Source organism: Sulfitobacter sp. M05, from assembly GCF_029285175.1.
In the GTDB taxonomy this organism is placed as follows: Bacteria; Pseudomonadota; Alphaproteobacteria; order Rhodobacterales; family Rhodobacteraceae; genus Sulfitobacter.
On sequence record NZ_JABEDH010000002.1, the window covers coordinates 537,941 to 557,415 of the forward strand.

16 protein-coding genes are annotated in these 19,475 nt (G+C 56.3%); 8 read left to right on the plus strand and 8 right to left on the minus strand.

Going from position 1 to position 19,475, the window contains the following annotated elements:
- Positions 1-39: 39 nt before the first annotated feature.
- Genes HKX44_RS10770 through cysQ form a run of 3 tightly spaced genes read right to left on the minus strand, consistent with a single transcriptional unit; the run spans position 40 to position 2,869 of the window.
- The gene (locus tag HKX44_RS10770) at positions 40-1,275 is read right to left on the minus strand and encodes a glycosyltransferase family 2 protein (protein ID WP_276151332.1); all 1,236 of its coding nucleotides are present in this window, start codon (positions 1,273-1,275) and stop codon (positions 40-42) included.
- The gene (locus tag HKX44_RS10775; RefSeq protein WP_276151333.1) at positions 1,272-2,072 is read right to left on the minus strand and encodes a manno-octulosonate cytidylyltransferase; all 801 of its coding nucleotides are present in this window, start codon (positions 2,070-2,072) and stop codon (positions 1,272-1,274) included. The genes HKX44_RS10770 and HKX44_RS10775 overlap by 4 nt, the downstream gene beginning before the upstream one ends.
- Positions 2,072-2,869 carry a 3'(2'),5'-bisphosphate nucleotidase CysQ gene (cysQ, locus tag HKX44_RS10780; RefSeq protein WP_276151334.1) on the minus strand — a complete coding sequence of 266 codons (798 nt, stop codon included), beginning with the start codon at positions 2,867-2,869 and terminating at the stop codon, positions 2,072-2,074. The genes HKX44_RS10775 and cysQ overlap by 1 nt, the downstream gene beginning before the upstream one ends.
- A 115-nt stretch (positions 2,870-2,984) precedes the next feature.
- On the opposite strand from cysQ, the gene HKX44_RS10785 reads away from it, so the two are divergent.
- Complete coding sequence (locus HKX44_RS10785; protein ID WP_276151335.1) at positions 2,985-3,809, plus strand: ABC transporter permease; 825 nt, start codon at positions 2,985-2,987, stop codon at positions 3,807-3,809.
- Positions 3,810-3,824: 15 nt separating this feature from the next.
- Here HKX44_RS10785 and HKX44_RS10790 read toward each other — a convergent pair whose 3' ends face one another.
- The gene (locus tag HKX44_RS10790; RefSeq protein ID WP_276151336.1) at positions 3,825-4,427 is read right to left on the minus strand and encodes an alpha-ketoglutarate-dependent dioxygenase AlkB; all 603 of its coding nucleotides are present in this window, start codon (positions 4,425-4,427) and stop codon (positions 3,825-3,827) included.
- A gap of 211 nt (positions 4,428-4,638) precedes the next feature.
- On the opposite strand from HKX44_RS10790, the gene dnaK reads away from it, so the two are divergent.
- From dnaK to radC, 3 genes are all read left to right on the plus strand, one after another.
- Positions 4,639-6,558: a molecular chaperone DnaK gene (dnaK, locus tag HKX44_RS10795; RefSeq protein ID WP_276151337.1), complete on the plus strand. Its 1,920-nt coding sequence runs from the start codon at positions 4,639-4,641 to the stop codon at positions 6,556-6,558.
- Positions 6,559-6,642: 84 nt separating this feature from the next.
- On the plus strand, positions 6,643-7,791 hold the full coding sequence (gene dnaJ / locus HKX44_RS10800) for a molecular chaperone DnaJ (RefSeq protein WP_276151338.1): 1,149 nt from the start codon (positions 6,643-6,645) through the stop codon (positions 7,789-7,791).
- An 86-nt stretch (positions 7,792-7,877) separates the two neighbouring features.
- Positions 7,878-8,627, plus strand: coding sequence for a DNA repair protein RadC (radC, locus tag HKX44_RS10805; protein WP_276151339.1), 750 nt, complete (start codon positions 7,878-7,880; stop codon positions 8,625-8,627).
- Here radC and HKX44_RS10810 read toward each other — a convergent pair.
- The 3 genes from HKX44_RS10810 to secA form a co-directional block, all read right to left on the minus strand.
- On the minus strand, positions 8,624-10,183 hold the full coding sequence (locus HKX44_RS10810; protein WP_276151340.1) for a phosphate ABC transporter substrate-binding/OmpA family protein: 1,560 nt from the start codon (positions 10,181-10,183) through the stop codon (positions 8,624-8,626). The two genes, radC and HKX44_RS10810, sit on opposite strands and share 4 nt — an antisense overlap.
- A gap of 19 nt (positions 10,184-10,202) precedes the next feature.
- Positions 10,203-11,207, minus strand: coding sequence for a hypothetical protein (locus tag HKX44_RS10815; RefSeq protein WP_276151341.1), 1,005 nt, complete (start codon positions 11,205-11,207; stop codon positions 10,203-10,205).
- 104 nt (positions 11,208-11,311) lie between these two features.
- Complete coding sequence (secA, locus tag HKX44_RS10820) at positions 11,312-14,017, minus strand: preprotein translocase subunit SecA (protein ID WP_276151342.1); 2,706 nt, start codon at positions 14,015-14,017, stop codon at positions 11,312-11,314.
- Between the two features lie 175 nt (positions 14,018-14,192).
- On the opposite strand from secA, the gene HKX44_RS10825 reads away from it, so the two are divergent.
- The 4 genes from HKX44_RS10825 (at position 14,193) to HKX44_RS10840 (ending at position 16,901) form a co-directional block, all read left to right on the plus strand.
- On the plus strand, positions 14,193-15,041 hold the full coding sequence (locus tag HKX44_RS10825; RefSeq protein WP_276151343.1) for a peptidylprolyl isomerase: 849 nt from the start codon (positions 14,193-14,195) through the stop codon (positions 15,039-15,041).
- Positions 15,042-15,046: 5 nt separating this feature from the next.
- Positions 15,047-16,273, plus strand: a complete 1,227-nt coding sequence (argJ, locus tag HKX44_RS10830; RefSeq protein WP_276151344.1) for a bifunctional glutamate N-acetyltransferase/amino-acid acetyltransferase ArgJ — start codon at positions 15,047-15,049, stop codon at positions 16,271-16,273.
- Positions 16,270-16,668 carry an 8-oxo-dGTP diphosphatase MutT gene (gene mutT / locus HKX44_RS10835; protein WP_276151345.1) on the plus strand — a complete coding sequence of 133 codons (399 nt, stop codon included), beginning with the start codon at positions 16,270-16,272 and terminating at the stop codon, positions 16,666-16,668. The genes argJ and mutT overlap by 4 nt, the downstream gene beginning before the upstream one ends.
- A gap of 101 nt (positions 16,669-16,769) precedes the next feature.
- A complete protein-coding gene (locus HKX44_RS10840; protein WP_268778035.1) occupies positions 16,770-16,901 on the plus strand; it encodes a hypothetical protein in 132 nt (43 codons plus the stop codon).
- Positions 16,902-16,998: 97 nt separating this feature from the next.
- On the opposite strand, the gene infB is transcribed toward HKX44_RS10840, so the two are convergent.
- Entirely contained in the window at positions 16,999-19,470 is a 2,472-nt protein-coding gene (gene infB / locus HKX44_RS10845) for a translation initiation factor IF-2 (RefSeq protein ID WP_276151346.1), read from the minus strand.
- Positions 19,471-19,475 lie beyond the last annotated feature (5 nt).

The following is a 19,475-nucleotide window of genomic DNA, read 5'->3' on the forward strand; positions in this document are numbered from 1 at the left end:
CCATCTTTTGTGTTCTGGAAAATACCAGTGATTTCCTGCTCAGTCTTTGCCCAAACCGCGCTGTCTGGCAACGCGCCTATGTTCCTTTTCAAGCCGCCGTGACCTTGTTGTCATACGAAAAAGCGGCTCTTTACGGTCCGATTTGCCAAAAATGCCGCCGCGCTGCACCCAAACGCCGGCGTCATTCAACGACAGATGGTGGTACATAGCCGTAAACGACAGGCTAATCAGGGTGATGATTTCACCATTTTTCACCCTTTGCGCCGCTGTCTTAACATCCTTGCGAAAGGTCAATGGCCGTGACGACACCGCGGATGATTTGCGCGCCCGCGCCGGAAAGGCCTTGAACGGTTCCGCCGGATGGGCAGCCAGCTTCGCTTGCGTCAGATCACGCTTAAGTCCGTCGGCAAAGCCAAGGTCCAGCCGCGACAACAAGCGGCGCACCGTTTGCGGCTCAACCCCGCCGCTCACCAGATGGCGCAGTAACCGCTGGCGTTCGGATGCACGCAGGCGTCGCCATTGGCCGTCACGCTCGGGGGCAGGCACATGTTTGCGCTGAAACACTGCCCAGCTGGCCCCGATGTCATACAAATCCCGCGGCACCCGATTGGCGCTGCGCATCCGGTTGGCGGCAAAGCCATGGTGAACCTCTGCTAAAGGCACCAGCGCCGTTGCATGACCAGCACGCGCCAGCCGCATGTTCAAATCGGTCTCGTCTAGGAAATAGTGAAAACCCGGATCAAACCCACCCAATTCAATCAGCACATCGCGGCGAAAAGCCATGTTTGTGCCTTCGGTCTTGATCGCGTGTCCCTTTGGCGGGTGCAGGACTGTGGGCAAGTCTTGGTGCAGATCCAGCGGGTGCGCCTCGCCAAGGTGATCCAGACTGCGGGCTTTCCACTGAAAGGATATCCCGTTGCGCCCTCGTACAAAACCGCCCATCGCAGCGACATCCCGCTGGGCGGCCGGTGCCACCAGATGCCGCAGCCATTGTGGCTCTGGTACAGCGTCATCGTCGATAAAGGCCACGATATCACCTGCGGCCTGCACAATACCAAGGTTGCGCGCCGCAGAGATATTGGGCACGTCAAATGGCACCAGCTTCAGGTCGGCAGCAAAGGGCATCCCCTGGGCCACCTTGATCCCTAAGGGATCACCAACCACCACAATTTCAAAGGCGGGATATTGAAGCTGTGCAACCCCCAACAGACAGCGCCGTAATGCCTCGGGACGGTCCCGACTGACAATGACAACGCTGACCGGTGGATGTGTCATTCAAGGCCCATTTTCGCCATCATAGACTCTATTTTTGGCACATCTTCGGGGTTGTTTAACTCCCAGAATTCCCGCCCGTTGGCCTCTACTTCGACACATAGAACCGAGCGACCGTTTTCCATAAACCGCAGTTGTTCCAACCCTTCCAACTGTTCCAGCGGGCCGGTTGGCCATGCCGGATAAGCCGCCAGCGCATCAGGGCGATAAGCATAGACCCCGACGTGATGAAACACCGGGGTTGGTTCGGCCTCGGCATAGGTTTTTGATGTGAACGGTACGACCTCTTTCGAGAAATACATCGCGCTGTGATCTGCCGCAAAAACCGCAGTTGTCCCACCGACGCGCCCAGCTTGGCGGTCGGCCAACAAGGAATTCAATGTCGCCCCATCACAGCGCAGAACAGGTGTTGCAATTTCGGCGTCTGGGGCGGATTTCAGACCCTGCACAAGGCTTTCAACAAACCAATGGGGCGTCAGCGGCGCATCACCTTGCAGGTTCACGACAATGTCATATCCCCCGCCCAGCGCGCTGTGCGCCTCGGCGCAGCGTTCTGTTCCGTTCGCGCATTCCGTCGAGGTCATCACCACCTCTGCACCAAAGGCTTCGGCGGCATCCTTGATCCGGTCGTCATCGGTGGCGACCACCACACGATCCACCCCCTGGACAGCACAAGCCGCACGCCAAGAACGTTCAATCAACGAAAGTGACTGTCCGGTTGCACCTTTGAGTTCAGCAAGCGGTTTGCCCGGATAGCGGGTTGAGGCAAAGCGGGCGGGGATGGCGATGAGGACCGACATCAGGCGGACTTCAACACAACAGAGGGCGCATGGGCGATAAAGAACGGATTGGCAAAATCGGCTTTGCCATAAACCAGCGGAGTGTGATCATCAAACCGAACCACATCACCGCCCGCACCCAACAGCACCGCATGGCCTGCAGCGGTGTCCCATTCCATCGTCCGGCCCAGACGCGGATACACATCCGCCTCGCCCGTCGCGATCAAACAGAACTTTAACGACGACCCTGCGCTGGTCATGTCCCGCACGGCATATTTCGCGATATAGTCATCCGTGGCCTGATCCCGATGTGATTTCGACGCTACGACCATAAGCGCAGCGTTATCCGCATCAGAGACAGACATCGGTGTCACATTTCCAATGACGTCTTTGTCGAACTCGCCGGTTTCCTCAACCGACTGCCCATCGGCCTGAGTAAAGAACATCCGCGACTTTGCAGGCGCATAGACCACGCCACGTGTCGGCTTGCCGTTTTCGACCAATGCAATGTTCACGGTAAAATCGCCGCGCCGGTGAATGAACTCCTTGGTGCCGTCCAAAGGATCGACGATCAAAAATGTATCGCCCTGCGCGCTATGGGTCGCGGATTGCTCTTCTGTTACCAACATCACGTCAGGAAATGCCGCCCGCAAACCTGCACTGATAATCGCATCTGCGGCCTCGTCTGCGGCGGTGACTGGACTGTCATCAGATTTCGATTTCACGTCGAAATCATCCTGACCATAAATTTCCATGATTTTGTCACCGGCTTGCAATGATAGCTTGCGCATCACAGTCACTAGGCTTTCGTAGTCCATTCGCGGCATACCTTTAGGCTTTTGTTGATCGGATCTGTCTTCCACCTTATGCTGTGAGCGTAACGGAACAGCAAGAATTCCGTGCGACGGTAGGCTTTGTCAAAGGGCGGCAGTGATGTTTCAATCCAAACGGAAACCCAAGGGCGGCATTTCGTCGTTCCTGTCGATGGCGGAACTGGTTTACCATTCCATCGTGCGCAGCGTGCGCAAACAGCACAACAATGCCTTTATCGCGATTGGCATCAACGTCGCGCAAACTGCCATGTTCGTTGGTGCGTTTTATCTGATGTTCACCATCTTAGGGGTGCGTGGTTCGGCGATCCGCGGTGACTTTCTGGTCTATATCATGACCGGTATTTTCCTTTACCTCACTCATATCAAGGCCATCGGTTCGGTAATGGGGGCAGAGGGGCCGGCCAGCCCCATGATGCAACACGCGCCGATGAACACCATCATCGCGATCCTGTCCGGCGCATTGGGGGCCCTTTATATTCAAGTGCTTTCGCTGTTTCTGGTGCTGTTTGCCTATCACGTCGCATGGAGCCCGGTGAGTATTGACCAGCCAGTAAATGCGTTTCTGATGGTGGTGATGTCCTGGTTCACCGGTTGTTCGCTTGGTCTGGTGTTTCTGGCGATAAAGCCGTGGTTTCCGGCCTTTGTTTCGCTTGCCTCACAACTATACCAACGCGCCAACATGCTGGCATCTGGCAAGATGTTTGTCGCCAACACCCTGCCCGGATACATGCTGGCAATGTTTGATTGGAACCCCTTGTTCCACACCATTGATCAGGCACGCGGCTTTGCCTTTATCAATTACAACCCGCGCTATTCGAATTGGGAATATGCATTCTGGTTGTCCATTGTTTTGATCATGATCGGGCTGATGGGTGAATTTTATACCCGCAAACACGCCTCGCTCAGCTGGAACGCGCGGCGATAAGACGGGAACCAGCCGCTATTCCACAACCCGCAAAGTCAGATTGATCCGCCCGCCTCTGTCCAGCAGGCGTGATGTGCCAGCGCGCAGCCTGTCCACACCATGATAGGTCAGCCGTGCATCACCACCCATCACAACCACATCCCCTGACTGCAACCAAACCGATTGCGTTTTGCCACCGCGCGTAACGTTCCCGATCCGGAACAGCGCATCATCGCCAAGGGAAATCGACAGCACAGGCCACTGAAAATCCGCTTCGTCTTTGTCCTGGTGCATCCCCATTTTCGCATCCGCTGAATAATAGTTGATCAGACAGCATTCAGGTTTGCGCGACAGACCAGTCACCTGATCCCAAAGCGTCAGAAGCTGCGGCGGGATTGCGGGCCATTTCTGGCCTCCAGGATGGGTTGGAGAATAGCGATACCCGTGTTTGTCAGAATACCAACCGTATTTTCCCGCGGCCGTCATCCGGACCGACATTTGTTTGCCATAAGGCGTATCCGGCCGAAACAAGGGCGCGGCCCGCACCACCTCTCGCACCGCATTGACAAGCCTCTGTTGGGCGGTCAAATCCAGTAGCCCCTTATGAATGACAAAGCCACGCAGCGTTAATTCCGTCATTTCATCCTGTTTCCGCGCTAATTTCTGAAAAATCCGTGCAGATTCTTCACTTCTCGGGGGTGGCGGTGCTTGCGAGCCCGAACACCGCTCCTTATATACCCATCGAACCGCTGAGGGCCTACTGCTTTCAGTGTCATCAGATCGGGGCAAAGGTGCCAAAACGGGCCTGCGCCTCGTGTCATCGCCTTAACGAACAAAAGGGATCGAAAACATGGCCAAAGTAATTGGTATTGACCTAGGAACAACAAACAGCTGTATCGCCATCATGGACGGCAGCCAGCCTCGCGTTATCGAAAACGCTGAAGGTGCCCGCACCACACCATCCATCGTCGCCTTTGCCGACGACGAGCGTCTGGTGGGCCAGCCTGCAAAACGTCAGGCTGTTACAAACCCCGACAACACCATTTTCGGTGTGAAACGTCTGGTTGGCCGTCGCAATGACGACGCGGATCTGGCGAAAGACAAAAAGAACCTCCCCTTCAATGTGATCGACGGCGGTAATGGCGACGCATGGGTCGAGGCACGCGGCGAGAAATATTCACCCTCGCAAATCTCTGCCTTCATCTTGGGCAAGATGAAAGAAACCGCCGAGTCATATCTGGGCGAAGACGTAACGCAGGCCGTCATCACCGTTCCTGCGTATTTCAACGACGCCCAGCGTCAGGCCACCAAAGACGCCGGTAAGATTGCCGGCCTTGAGGTGCTGCGCATCATCAACGAACCAACCGCTGCTGCGCTGGCCTATGGTCTGGACAAAGAGCAGACACAAACCATCGCGGTTTATGACCTTGGTGGTGGTACATTCGACGTTACCATCCTTGAGATCGATGACGGCCTGTTCGAAGTAAAATCTACCAACGGTGACACGTTCCTTGGTGGTGAAGACTTTGACATGCGCATCGTGAACTACCTTGCGGATGAATTCAAAAAGACCAACGGCGTCGACCTGACCAAAGACAAGATGGCGCTTCAGCGTCTGAAGGAAGCGGCGGAAAAGGCAAAGATCGAACTGTCCAGCGCCAGCCAGACAGAAATCAACCAGCCGTTTATCTCCATGGGTTCTGACGGTTCACCGTTGCACATGGTGATGAAACTGACCCGCGCCAAGCTGGAAAGCCTTGTCGGCGACCTGATCAAAGCCTCCATGAAGCCTTGTAAAGAAGCGCTGAAAGACGCCGGCCTGTCCGCCTCTGACATCGACGAAGTTGTCTTGGTTGGTGGTATGACCCGTATGCCGCGCGTTGTTGAGGAAGTGACCAAATTCTTCGGCAAAGAGCCACATAAGGGTGTGAACCCAGACGAGGTTGTTGCCCTTGGTGCCGCGATTCAGGCCGGTGTTCTGCAAGGCGACGTGAAAGACGTCGTTCTGCTGGACGTGACCCCATTGTCCTTGGGTATTGAAACCCTTGGCGGCGTGTTCACCCGTCTGATCGACCGCAACACAACAATCCCGACCAAGAAATCGCAGGTCTTCTCGACAGCCGAAGACAACCAGAACGCCGTGACGATCCGCGTATTCCAAGGCGAACGTGAAATGGCGGCCGACAACAAGATCCTCGGTGCTTTCAACCTTGAGAACATCCCGCCTGCCCCACGCGGCATGCCGCAGATCGAAGTGACGTTTGACATCGACGCAAACGGTATCGTTGCCGTGGGCGCGTTGGACAAAGGCACTGGCAAAGAACAGAAGATCACGATCCAGGCTTCTGGTGGTTTGTCGGATGCGGACATCGACCAAATGGTTAAAGACGCCGAAGAAAACGCCGAGGCGGACAAGGATCGTCGCGAGCTGATCGAGGCGAAAAACCAAGCGGAAAGCCTGATCCACTCGACAGAAAAGTCTGTGGAAGAGCATTCCGACAAGGTTGACCCGACCACAGTCGAGGCCATCGAACTGGCAATTGCGGCTCTTAAGGACGAGCTGGAAACAGAAGATGCAAGCAAGATCAAATCCGGCATCCAGAACGTCACCGAAGCGGCGATGAAACTGGGCGAAGCGATCTATAAAGCATCTGCCGAAGCCAGCGAGGACGACATGGCGGCCGCCGCTGACGAGCAAGGCGGACCTGCGGATGACGATATCGTCGACGCGGAATTCGAAGACCTCGACGACGACAAGCGGACTTCTTAATCTTAATCGTACGCGGAACACGTGGTATGGGCCGGTCCGATTTGACGGGCCGGCCCTTCACGTTTCTTGTAAAGGACATGATCCATGGCAAAACGTGATTATTATGAAGTGCTTGGTGTGGCCAAGGGCGCGTCAGCGGATGAGATCAAAAAGGGCTTTCGCAAAAAAGCCAAGGAGCTGCATCCGGATCGCAATTCCGACAATCCCAACGCCGAAGCACAGTTTAAAGAGGCAAACGAAGCCTACGACGTCTTAAAGGCACCCGATAAGAAAGCAGCCTATGACCGTTATGGCCATGCTGCGTTCGAGGGTGGCATGGGCGGCGGCGGTGGACGTCCCGGCGGCGGCGGTCAGGGGGATTTCTCCTCCGCCTTCTCGGATGTTTTCGACGACTTGTTTGGCGACTTTATGGGCCAGCGTGGCGGCGGCGGCGGTGGACGTCGCGCAGCGCGCGGTGCCGACCTGCGCTATAACCTACGCATCACCCTCGAAGACGCCTTTGCAGGTATGCAGAAGTCCATCAATGTGCCGACCTCGGTACAATGTGACAGCTGCTCGGGATCCGGTGCCGAAGGCGGTGCAGAACCGACAACCTGCCCAACATGTTCCGGCATGGGTAAGGTGCGCGCGCAGCAAGGTTTCTTTACGGTTGAACGCACCTGTCCAACCTGCTCGGGCATGGGCCAAATCGTTAAAAACCCATGTAAATCCTGCCGCGGCGCTGGCCGGATCGAAAAGGAACGTTCGCTGAGCGTTAACATTCCCGCGGGTGTGGAAACGGGCACTCGCATCCGTTTGGCCGGTGAAGGCGAAGCGGGTATGCGGGGCGGGCCGTCCGGCGATCTCTATATATTTATCGAAGTGGCCGAACACGACCTGTTCGAACGCGATGGGCCAAATCTGTTTTGCCGTGTGCCTGTCTCGATGAGTACCGCCGCACTGGGTGGCAATATCGAGGTCCCCACAATCGACGGCGGACGTGGCCGCGTTCAAATCCCCGGCGGCAGCCAGTCCGGTCGCCAAATGCGTCTGCGCGGAAAAGGTATGCCACCACTGCGCGGCGGTGGCGTGGGCGATATGATCATCGAACTTGCGGTGGAAACGCCCGTGAACCTGACCAGCCGCCAAAAAGAACTGTTAAAAGAGTTTGAAGACCTGTCTTCGGAAAACAATCCCGAAAGCAGCAGCTTTTTCTCAAGCGTCAAGTCATTCTGGGACTCGATGAAAGGCTAAATCTCTTGCAAGGCGCCCCCGATTTGGTGGGGCGTCTTGTCTTCTATTTTAACCGAATCCTAACCATGTCTGCACAACCTGAGTGCATGACACATTTCGCAGAACAAGCGCTGCCATTCTTGTTAGACTCGTTGGATAACATCCGACCAATCCCAGTCACGCAGCCCCCTTACATAAAAGACCATCGTCAACGGTTACGGGCCCGGTTCATGGCCGGTGGCCCGGATGCGATACCCGATTATGAACTGCTTGAACTGATCCTGTTTCGCGCCATTCCCCAGCGCAGTGTTAAACCGCTGGCCGAGGCCCTGATCGAGTATTTTGGTGACTTTAACCGTGTTATTTCAGCCCCTGAAAAACGCCTGCTCGAATTTGACGGCGTTGGGGAAGCCGTTGTTGTTGAACTGAAAGTTATCGAAGCCGCGGCACAACGCATGGCCCGCGCCAAAGTCATGCAGCGTCAGATCGTATCAAGCTGGGACGACCTGCTGACCTACTGTCACACAAAGATGGCGCACCGCGAGACGGAGCAGTTTCGGGTGCTTTTTCTGGACAACAAGAACGTACTTATCGCCGACGAGGCACAGGGGCAGGGCACCGTAGATCATGTGCCGGTCTATCCACGCGAGGTCGCCAAGCGGGCGCTGGAATTAAACGCCTCTGCCCTTATTCTGGTGCATAACCATCCCTCCGGTGACCCGACCCCGTCGGCATCTGACATCGACATGACGGAAAAGATTTCCCGCGCCTGCGAGGCGCTGGGACTGACGTTGCATGACCATCTGATCATCGGCAAATCGACCGAGCTTAGCTTTCGCTCGGAAGGATACCTTTAGCGCACCCAGACCTCGACACGCCGGTTGGCCTGTCGTCCCCAACTGGTATCGTCACAGGCCATCGGTAGCGCCTCACCAAATGCGTCTACCCCCAGGGTGACACGATCCAGATTGGCGGTAACTGCGGCGGCACTGACCCCGCGCAGGACGGCCTCGGCACGGCGCAGGGCGATATCACGATTGGGCTTTGCCGCCCCTTGCCCGTCACTAAATCCGACAAATAGGATTTTCCGGGCATCATAACGCCCCTGTTCCAGCGCGCGTGCAAGTTGCTGAACATTGGAGCGCGATTGCGCATCGAGGCGAATGGACCCTGTCTCGAACCTGAAAGACGTGGTCAATCGCGACATCGGAGACAGCGTTGCCACCATGCGCTGGATTTCTTCCAACGGAATTTCAGGCCCGGCCACCGTGATTGCATTGGCAAACCGATCGCCCTGCACTGCAATCAGAATTTCCTCGGGTGCCTGATCAACGAAACCGGTCCGCCGGATGACATTCTGTGCCGCAGCCCCGCGTGAAAAGGCCAGAAACTCGCGGGCAATCAAGGGTAGGCGTCTCGCGGGAAAATACAGGAACATTGGCGCGGTCAGCGGATAATCTTCTGTTTTAATGGTGCGGCGGCTGGCACTCAGCGAAAACCCGCAGGTTCCCCCCAAGGTCAGGACGCGCGTTGTACGCCGTTCGGCATAGCTGGTCAGCCCAATCGCCAGGGTATCTTTTGCGACCGCCTCGGCGATCTTGGCGGGCAAAAGATGCCGCACGGCGGTTTGTGCAAGGTCAAATTTGGCGGCCCCCATAACCTGATCTTCAATCGCTTGGGATAACCCACTGGCCTCCGCCGGTAGATGGAGGTCGATCGGCGCATCCGGCCCGCCAATTTCTTTCCAGTTGGTAATTTCGCCCGCAAACACCTTTGCCAGATTCAGGGGGGAGATACTGCGCAACGGATTGCCAACAGACACGACCGGCACGACCGCATCCAACGCCAGAACCCGGCTGCGGTTCGGCCCTGTCAAATCACCCATGCCAGCCTCGCGTGCCAGCATGCGCTCCTCTGGCCGGATTTCACGCAGTGCCATCACGATATCTGCTTCATCCGCCAGCAGATCCGCAAACCCTTCATCCGTATTGCTGGCCCGGAACCCGAACCGCGCGGCCAGTTTCCCCGTATCGGTATGGGACAATGCCAGTACAAAACGGGTCGCATCCACGTCTTCGCGAGTCACAGAATACCCGTTGCGTTGTGCATAGGCGTCCATCAGAGCCGGCATCAGAACCGCACCCATTGTGGCCGACCCTGACAATTCAATCTCGGCCACAAAATCATGCAGGTTGGGGCACCCCGGACCTGAGCAGGACACACCAGAACCGTCGATGGTCAGCTCACCATAGTCCGTGGACAGGCGGTAGAATTCGCCGTCAAAGCCCAAAAGCATACCGCTGAGCTCGACCTTGCCATCACGCGAACTTAGCGTGACGTCCTGCGCCATCACAGAAATGGCAGAAAACAGCAAAAGTGCGGCGAAGGCCGCCGCACGTTTCAGGATGATCATAGGACCTCGATGGCATTTGTTATCTGCCGGCGACTTTCAGGTCTTGCAGCAAATTATTCAACACAAGAAAGCTGCCTTCGGCATCACAATCTGGCACCGGCAGGATCAAGTTTTGCGTTTTCACGCCGCCATCGGGCTGGATTTCCAGCGATTGCGCCTCAATCTCCAGACCACAGTTGGCATCGGTCACTTCAGTTTCGACGCTCAGTGCGATTTTACCGCTGCGGGCATTATGCGCCTTGGGGAAGCTATAGACTTCGGCCAACAGCGGATCTGCCGCATTCATGTCACCATGCCGGGTCAGCACACCACCATTACCGGAAACCGCATCCGCAATCTCGCCCGGCGCGCCGTCCCATAAATGCCCTGTAGAACCGTAGTCGGCACCGAACTCGCGGGCGTGAATTTGAAATCCTGTGTTGCCTTTCCACTGCAAGACAGAGCGGTCAAAATCGGCCAGCTCTTCAACGGTAGTCTGTGCAACCGCGCCTTCGCCACTGGTAAAGGCAAGGATGAACACGGCTTCCTGCGCCAATGCCGGCACCCGAAGAGACAATTCGCCCTGATCAGATGTGGTCACCGTGAAAATCATGCCGTTATGGTGGACCGTCACCCGCTCGTTGGGCAGGCAGGGGGCCTGCATGTTCAGGTCGACCATCGCAGCTGCCACGGGGCGGGCAGATGCAGCAATCTCGCATAGAGGGGCAGGAGTTACCTCAATTGATCCATAGGTTTCAGGCGCGTCCGATACGCTGGACGGCGTCGATACTGTCACCACCTCTGATTCAGGCTGTGGCAAATTCGGGCTTGTATCAAATTCTGCCGATGTCAGTTTAATTTCCTGAACGTTCAAAAGCGCATTGGCCGCGCTTGCGCCTCTCAATTCGGGAAGCTCCTCGGGCCGTTCGATCTCAGTCGGGCCATAGAATGCCTGGGCGGATTCTGAGTTCTGCATGATAAAGCCGATACCAATCGCACACCCGAGGGCACCAATGGCAGTCAGAATTTCCTTTGTTCGCAGCATGATCTTGTCCCTTCAAACGGAATCGTTCGAAGTATTGATCGCGCACCATCAGGGCCTCGTTATGACCCTGATGCGAGAAATTCTTGTCAAAACAGTGGCAGGATCTATGCCAGCCGCCCGTGGCAGTGCTTGAACTTCTTGCCAGATCCGCAGGGGCAATCATCGTTCCGGCCCGGTGAACCCCAGGTGGTCGGATCATTCTCATCAAAGCCCGGTATCGCATTGGCGAATGTTTCCGGCGCGCCGTCCTGTGCGTCGGCCGCCGCTGCGGATTGCAACGCGGCCTGCTGCGCGCGCAGCTCTTCCATCATTGCTGCGCGTTCTTCTTCTGTCATCGGCTGAATTTGGCACAGTTTTTGGGTCACCTCCACCCGCAGGCTGTCCAACATCCCCTCAAACAGCTGGAATGATTCGTTCTTGTATTCGTTCAGCGGATCACGCTGCGCATAGCCGCGGAAACCCACCACAGAGCGCAGGTGCTCCAGCGTCATCAGGTGTTCTTGCCACTTGGTGTCGATCGCCTGCAACAACAGTTGTTTTTCAATGTTGCGCATGTTTTCGCTGCCAAAGACTTCGGCCTTCTGCGCCATCATCTTGTCTGACGCCTCAATCAAGCGCTCGCGGATCACGTCATCATCTACGCCGTCCTCCTCGCACCATGCGACCACCGGCAGGTCCATATTGAGATGCTCGATCACGCCGGCGGTAAACCCTTGGGTATCCCATTGGTCAGCATAGGTTTTTGGCGGCATATAGGTGTCGATCAGATCATCAATCACCTGATGGCGCATGTCGGTTGTGATCTCAGACAGGTCTTGCGATTCCATAATATCGCGACGCTGGCCAAAGATAACTTTGCGCTGTTCGTTCATCACGTCGTCGAACTTCAACAGCTGTTTACGAATGTCAAAGTTGCGCCCTTCAACCTTGGCCTGAGCGCGTTCCAGCGACTTGTTGACCCAAGGGTGAATGATTGCCTCGCCTTCCTTCAAGCCCAGAGACGTCAGCACTTTTTCCAACCGCTCAGAGCCGAAAATCCGCATCAGGTCATCTTCGAGCGACAGGAAGAACGACGTGCGGCCCGGGTCACCCTGACGGCCCGAACGGCCACGCAATTGGTTATCAATGCGACGGCTTTCGTGACGCTCGGAGGCCAGAACATACAAACCGCCGGCCTCTAGAACCTTTTTCTTTTCCTCGGCATGCGCCGCTTCGATCCGTGTCCGAACTTCGACGGGATCGGCCTCGGGGTCGGCATCCAGCGCTTCCAGCACTTTCAATTCGACGTTACCACCCAATTGAATGTCGGTACCACGGCCGGCCATGTTCGTGGCAATCGTGACCGCACCCAGTTTACCGGCATCCGCGATAATCTGGGCTTCCTGCTCGTGCTGACGCGCGTTCAACACATTGTGCGTGATGCCAGCCTCGGTCAACATACGTGACAGTTGTTCTGATTTTTCAATCGACGTGGTACCCACGAGGCAAGGCTGCCCCTTGGCGTTGGCTTCTTTCACCTTGTCGATCATCGCCTTGTATTTTTCGCCCACGGTTCGATAAACGGCGTCGTCTTCGTCAATCCGGGCAATCGGCACGTTTGTGGGGATTTCAACAACACCCAGCCCGTAAATCTCGCCGAATTCCTCGGCCTCGGTCAGGGCGGTGCCGGTCATGCCGGCCAGCTTATCATAGAGGCGGAAATAGTTCTGGAACGTCACAGAGGCCAGCGTGACGTTTTCAGACATGATCGCCGTGCCTTCTTTCGCCTCGATCGCCTGATGCAGTCCGTCCGACAAGCGCCGACCCTGCATCATACGTCCAGTGAATTCGTCAATCAGCATGATTTCACCGTCGCGGACGATGTAATCCTTGTCCTTGATAAACAAGGTATGCGCGCGCAGGCCCTGATTTACGTGATGCACGATCGTTGTGCTTTCAGGGTCATAGAGCGACTGCCCCTCTTCAAGCAGCCCCTCGGACCGCAACAGATCCTCAAGGAATTCATTGCCATCATCGGTAAATGTGACGTTACGGGTTTTCTCGTCCACCTCGTAATGCTCGGGCTTGAGTGACGGGATCAGCGTGTTGATCGTCACATACATTTCCGAACGGTCCTGCGCAGGGCCGGAGATGATCAGAGGTGTTCGCGCCTCGTCGATCAGAATGCTGTCCACCTCGTCGACAATTGCAAAAAAGTGGTGCTTTTGCAGAATCTCGTCGAGGTTTGATTTCATATTGTCGCGCAGATAGTCAAAGCCCAGCTCGTTGTTGGTCGCATAGGTGATGTCGCAGGCATAGGCCTCGCGCTTGGCTTCGTTACTCATGCCGGAAATTGCCGCACCTGTTTTCAGGCCTAAGGCGGCAAACACCTTACCCATCCAGTCGGCATCCCGCTGCACAAGGTATTCGTTCACGGTCACAACATGTACACCCTTGCCGGGCAGGGCGTTCAGATAGGCCGCCAAAGCCGCGGTCAGTGTTTTACCTTCACCGGTCTTCTGCTCAGAGATATTCCCCTGATGCAGGAAGATCGCCGCCAGCAACTGTGTATCAAAAGCCCGCAAACCCAAAGTGCGCCGCGCCGCTTCGCGACAGTTGGCAAAAGCTTCGGGCAGCAGATCATCAAGGCTTTCGCCACCCCTGGCACGTGTGGCCAGTTCTTCGGTCTTGGCTTTGAGGCCTTCATCGCTCAGCTTTTCAAATTCTGGCTCCAGCGCATTTACTTTTGCCACCAGCGGGCGGGTCGCTTTGATTTTGCGGTCATTTGGCGTGCCAAAGACCTTTTTGGCGATTGTTCCGATACCCAGCATGTGTTCTCCAGCCGACGTTTGAATTCTGCGCAGCGATCTGCTTGCCCAAGCCTCAGTCAGCCCATAGATAGATGGGGAACGTGGCTTGCATGTGCGCCCTTTAGGGCGATGTAAGGGCCGCACCATAGGCTGTCAATGTAGCAGCCCTTCACGGGGCTTAACGATAGGACGATCCATGCAAAAACCCCTCACTTATCTGGCATCTCTGGCGCTGGCCGTTTCAGTGGCCCTGCCCGTCGCAGCGGAAGAAACACCAAACGTCGATACCATCGTCGCAACAGTGAACGGAACAGAGATCACCCTGGGCCATATGATCATCGCCCGTGCTACTCTGCCGCAACAATACCAAGAACTGCCGGACGAGGTTTTGTACAAGGGTATTCTGGACCAACTGGTTCAGCAAAGTGCGCTTGCAGACACCCATGAGGGCGATTTGCCCAAACGTGTCACACTGTCCCTTGAGAACGAGACACGGTCGTTGACTGCCGGCGAAGTGGTCGAAGGTGTGATGGCCGCCCCCTTGGACGAGGCCGCGCTGCATGCCGCCTATGATGCGGAATACAAGGACAAGGATGCAGGCGAAGAATACAACGCCTCCCATATCCTTGTCGAAACCGAAGAGGAAGCCAACGCCATCAAGCAAGAGCTTGAAGACGGCGCTGATTTTGCTGAAATGGCGCGGGAAAAGTCCACAGGCCCTTCAGGGCCCGGTGGCGGTTCGCTGGGCTGGTTTGGGCCCGGCATGATGGTTCCTTCTTTTGAAGCCGCCGTTGTTGCAATGGAACCCGGTGCGGTGTCTTCCCCTGTCGAAACACAATTCGGCTGGCATGTCATCAAACTAAACGAAACCCGCAAAACCAAGGTCCCCGCTCTGGAGGACGTGCGCGAGGAACTGGAATTGCAGGTCCGTCAAACCCTCGTGCAGACTCGCATTGAAGAAATCACCGCCGCCGCTGATGTCGACCGGATGACAGATCAGGATATTGATCCATCCCTGATAAAGAACCTCGACTGGCTGGAGTAACGCAGGTGGGGAAAATCACAAATGTATCGCCCCTTGCACCAGCAGGGTTTCCCGATCTTCCGCGCATTGAGGGGGTGCAATTCGCCACCGCCGCCGCCGGCGTGAAATATCAAGATCGCACGGACGTTATGTTGGCGCAACTTGCACCGGGCACGGCAATTGCGGGTGTTTTCACCCGTTCTCAGACCCGTGCGGCACCGGTGCTGGATTGCCAGAGCAAGATCGGCGCAGTCTCTGATAAAGGCGCTGCCATCCTGGTAAATTCCGGCAATGCCAACGCCTTTACCGGGCGGCGTGGGATTGAAGCGGTAGAGGCGATTACCGCGTCAGTCGCCCAAGTTTGCGATGTGCCACAATCGCGCGTCTTTACCTCGTCAACAGGTGTGATCGGTGAACCCCTGCCGTTTGAACGGGTGACCGCAGTTATTGCGGATGCAAAGACCTCCCTGTCGGCGGACAACATGCAGGATGCAGCACAGGCCATTATGACGACCGATACCTTCCCCAAGGGCGCATCGGCGTCATTGGAGATTGACGGTAAAACGGTTTCCATTGCGGGCATCGCCAAGGGGTCAGGCATGATTGCGCCCGATATGGCAACCATGCTGGTCTACATATTTACCGATGCCCTGGTTGATCAGGCGGCGCTGCAGGAGATGGTTTCCGCCGAATCCGACCGAACATTCAACAGCATTACCGTCGACAGCGATACATCAACGTCGGACACTGTAGTCGTTGCCGCGACCGGAGCATCAGGTGTGGATGCCGCGAACGTACCCGCATTCCAAACGGCTCTGCACGACGTGATGCAAGACCTTGCCTTTCAGGTTGTCCGTGACGGCGAAGGGGCGACCAAGTTCGTCGAGGTCGCCATTACTGGCGCTGCCAGCGATACAGACGCGAAACTGCACGCCATGGCGATTGCCAATTCACCTTTGGTAAAAACCGCCATCGCCGGGGAGGATGCCAATTGGGGCCGTGTTGTGATGGCCATCGGGAAATCCGGTGCAGCCGCAGATCGTGACCGGCTTTCAATCAGGTTCGGCGATATTGAAGTGGCCAAAGAAGGCTGGCGCAGCCCCAATTATTCAGAAGCAGATGCAGCAGCACATATGAAGGGTGACGAAATCCTGATTGCAGTCGATTTGGGGATCGGAAACGGAAAATCCACTGTCTGGACCTGTGATCTGACCCACGGCTATATCGAGATCAACGCGGACTACCGGTCGTGAAGGTTGTTCTGGTCTCGGCCGTTGCATTGATCGACGTAGATGGCCGTATCCTGCTTGCACAGCGCCCCGAGGGAAAATCCATGGCTGGCCTGTGGGAATTCCCCGGCGGCAAGGTAGAAACCGGAGAAACCCCGGAAGTGGCTTTGGTCCGCGAGCTGGAAGAAGAGCTGGGGATCAATACCTGGGCGTCCTGTCTGGCCCCGCTGACCTTCGCAAGCCACAGCTACGATGATTTCCACCTTGTGATGCCACTATTTGCCTGCCGCAAATGGGAAGGCACACCATTCTCAAAGGAAAATCAGGCGCTTAAATGGGTTCATGCAAAAGATTTGCGCAATTATCCCATGCCTGCGGCTGACGTACCGTTGATTCCCATCCTGCGTGACTGGCTTTAGAAATATTAAAATCGGGTTGAATTCTCGTGTATCGGGAAACAATTCACTGGAAGCTTCACGAATTGTTGATTATGTTTTCCCTACTGTCTGGGGAGAGAGAAATGCTGCGTACCATCACACTTGGATCATGTGTATCCGTTCAGGGTATCTTTGTAAAAGACTTGGCCGATGGCCGTGTCGCTGTAAAAGTTGACGATACCGTCTTTGCTGGCACACCTGTCCGCAAGAACTAATCTTTCCGGTCTTCCGGAACGTAAAAAGGGGCCGCTTTCGCTGCCCCTTTTTTCTTGTCTCGGCGGTGGGCCAGACATTTCTGCCTGACCTCCAATATTATTTCAGCGTCCGCTCTACTTCTTCGCGGGTGAAAATCTCGATCACGTCATTGGGGCGGATGTCATCGTAGTTCTCGAAAGCCATGCCGCATTCCTGACCGGACTGTACCTCTGGCACCTCGTCCTTGAAGCGCTTGAGCGTTTTCAGCGTGCCCTCGTGGATTACCACGTTGTCACGCAGCAAGCGCACACCAGCAGAGCGACGCGCCACACCTTCTGTGACCAGACAACCGGCAACTTTGCCAACGCCCGTGACCTTGAACACTTCCTTGATATTCGCATATCCGATGAAGTTCTCTTTGATCTCGTTGCTCAACAGGCCGGAAGCCGCTGCTTTTACGTCATCGACCAGATCATAGATGACCGAGTAATAACGGATCTCGACACCCTTTTGGTTGGCCGTGTTGCGGGCCGATGCATTGGCACGCACGTTAAAGCCCATGATCGGTGCGCCGGATGCTTCGGCCAGACCAACGTCGGTTTCGGTGATGGCACCAACACCCGAGTGAAGGACGCGCACACGCACCTCGTCGTTGCCGATCTTTTCCATCGCCTGAACGATGGCTTCGGCAGAACCTTGAACATCCGCTTTCAGCAGGATCGGCAGTTCGCTGACATCCTCGTTGGCTTTGGCATTCGCCATCAGCTGTTCCAGCGTCGTCGCCGCACCAGCCGCTGCGCGTTTGTCTTTGGCGGCGTTTGCCCGGTAATCGGCAATCTCGCGCGCCTGCGCTTCGGTTTCGGTCACGTTCAACACATCGCCCGCTTCGGGTGTGCCGTTCAGGCCCAGAACCTCAACTGGAACAGATGGGCCCGCTTCTTTCACGCGGTTGCCCTGATCGTCGATCAGTGCGCGAACTTTACCGTATTGCTCACCCACAACAAAGATATCGCCCTGACGCAGCGTGCCGTTCTGAACCAGAACTGTCGCCACAGGGCCACGACCCACGTCAAGCTGCGCTTCGATAACTGCACCAACAGCGGCGCGGTTCGGGTTTGCTTTCAGTTCGAGAATTTCCGCCTGAAGCGCGATGGCATCGAGCAGCTCGTCTAGGCCCTGACCGGTGATCGCCGAAACTTCGACGTCCTGCACTTCGCCCGACATTTTTTCAACGATCACTTCGTGCTGCAACAGATCGGTGCGCACTTTGTCAGGATCAGCCGCCGGGCGGTCAATCTTGTTGATCGCAACAATCATCGGCACTTTGGCCGCTTTGGCATGGGCAATCGCTTCGATGGTCTGCGGCATCACGGCATCATCCGCCGCAACAACCAACACAACAATGTCCGTTACCTGCGCACCACGTGAGCGCATCGAGGTAAAGGCAGCGTGGCCCGGTGTATCAAGGAAGGACAGAACCTGCCCGCCATCGGTTGTGACCTGATAGGCACCGATATGCTGTGTGATGCCACCGGCTTCGCCTGCCACAACCTTGGCGTTGCGAATCGCATCCAAAAGCGAGGTTTTGCCGTGGTCAACGTGACCCATGATGGTGATGACCGGAGGACGACCCATAAGGTCTTTCGGATCATCAACGATCTCTTTGATCACATCTTCAACGTCCGCATCGGAAACCCGTACAACCTTGTGGCCGAATTCCTCGATGATCAACTCTGCGGTATCCGCGTCGATGGTCTCGTTCTGGGTAACCATCATGCCGTTTTGCATCAGCGCCTTAACAACGGCACCTGTCTTTTCGGCCATACGGGCAGCCAGTTCAGACACCACAATCGCCGGTGGCAGGTTCACGTTACGAATGATCTTTTCGCGCTCGACGTTGCCGCCCATCGCCTTCTGACGCTGACGCTCCTGCTTGCGCTTCATTGCGGCCATTGACCGCTGACGCCCGCCTTCACCACCGGTAAGCGCCTGATTAACAGTCAGCTTTCCGGAACGACGGTTGTCGTCGGCACGGTTTTTCTTGTTGGTCTCTTCCCGGTCACGTTCGGTTTTGCGTACCGCCGGCCCCGGTGCCGCTTTGTTGGGTGTCGGGCGGGCCGCTGCCGGAGCAGCAGGTGCAGCAGCAGCAGCCTGTGCAGCAGCCTCTGCGTCACGTTTGGCGCGGGCTTCTTCTTCGGCTTTCGCCTTCAGGCTCTCCTCGCGCTCGCGGTCCGCTTTTTCTTTTGCATCAATCTCGGCGCGGCGGCGTTCGCGCTCTTCTGCGCGGGCCTTTTCCTCGGCCAGACGTGCGGCGGCTTCCTCAGCCTCACGCGCCTTGGCAGCCTGAACAGCCTTCAGACGACGCTCCATCTCTGCATCCGAAATGCCCGCAGGGCGTTTGGACGGATCCCCAACAGGACCGGCACCCGGGCCAGTTGGCTTGTGGCCACCAGGCTTTGGCACCATCACGCGCTTGCGCTTGGTCTCAACCACGACGTTCTTGGTCCGCCCATGGCTAAAGCTTTGCTTTACGTTGCTGGGACGCGAACCGCCCAGACCCAATGTTTTTCTGCCGTCTGTATCGCTCATTTAGC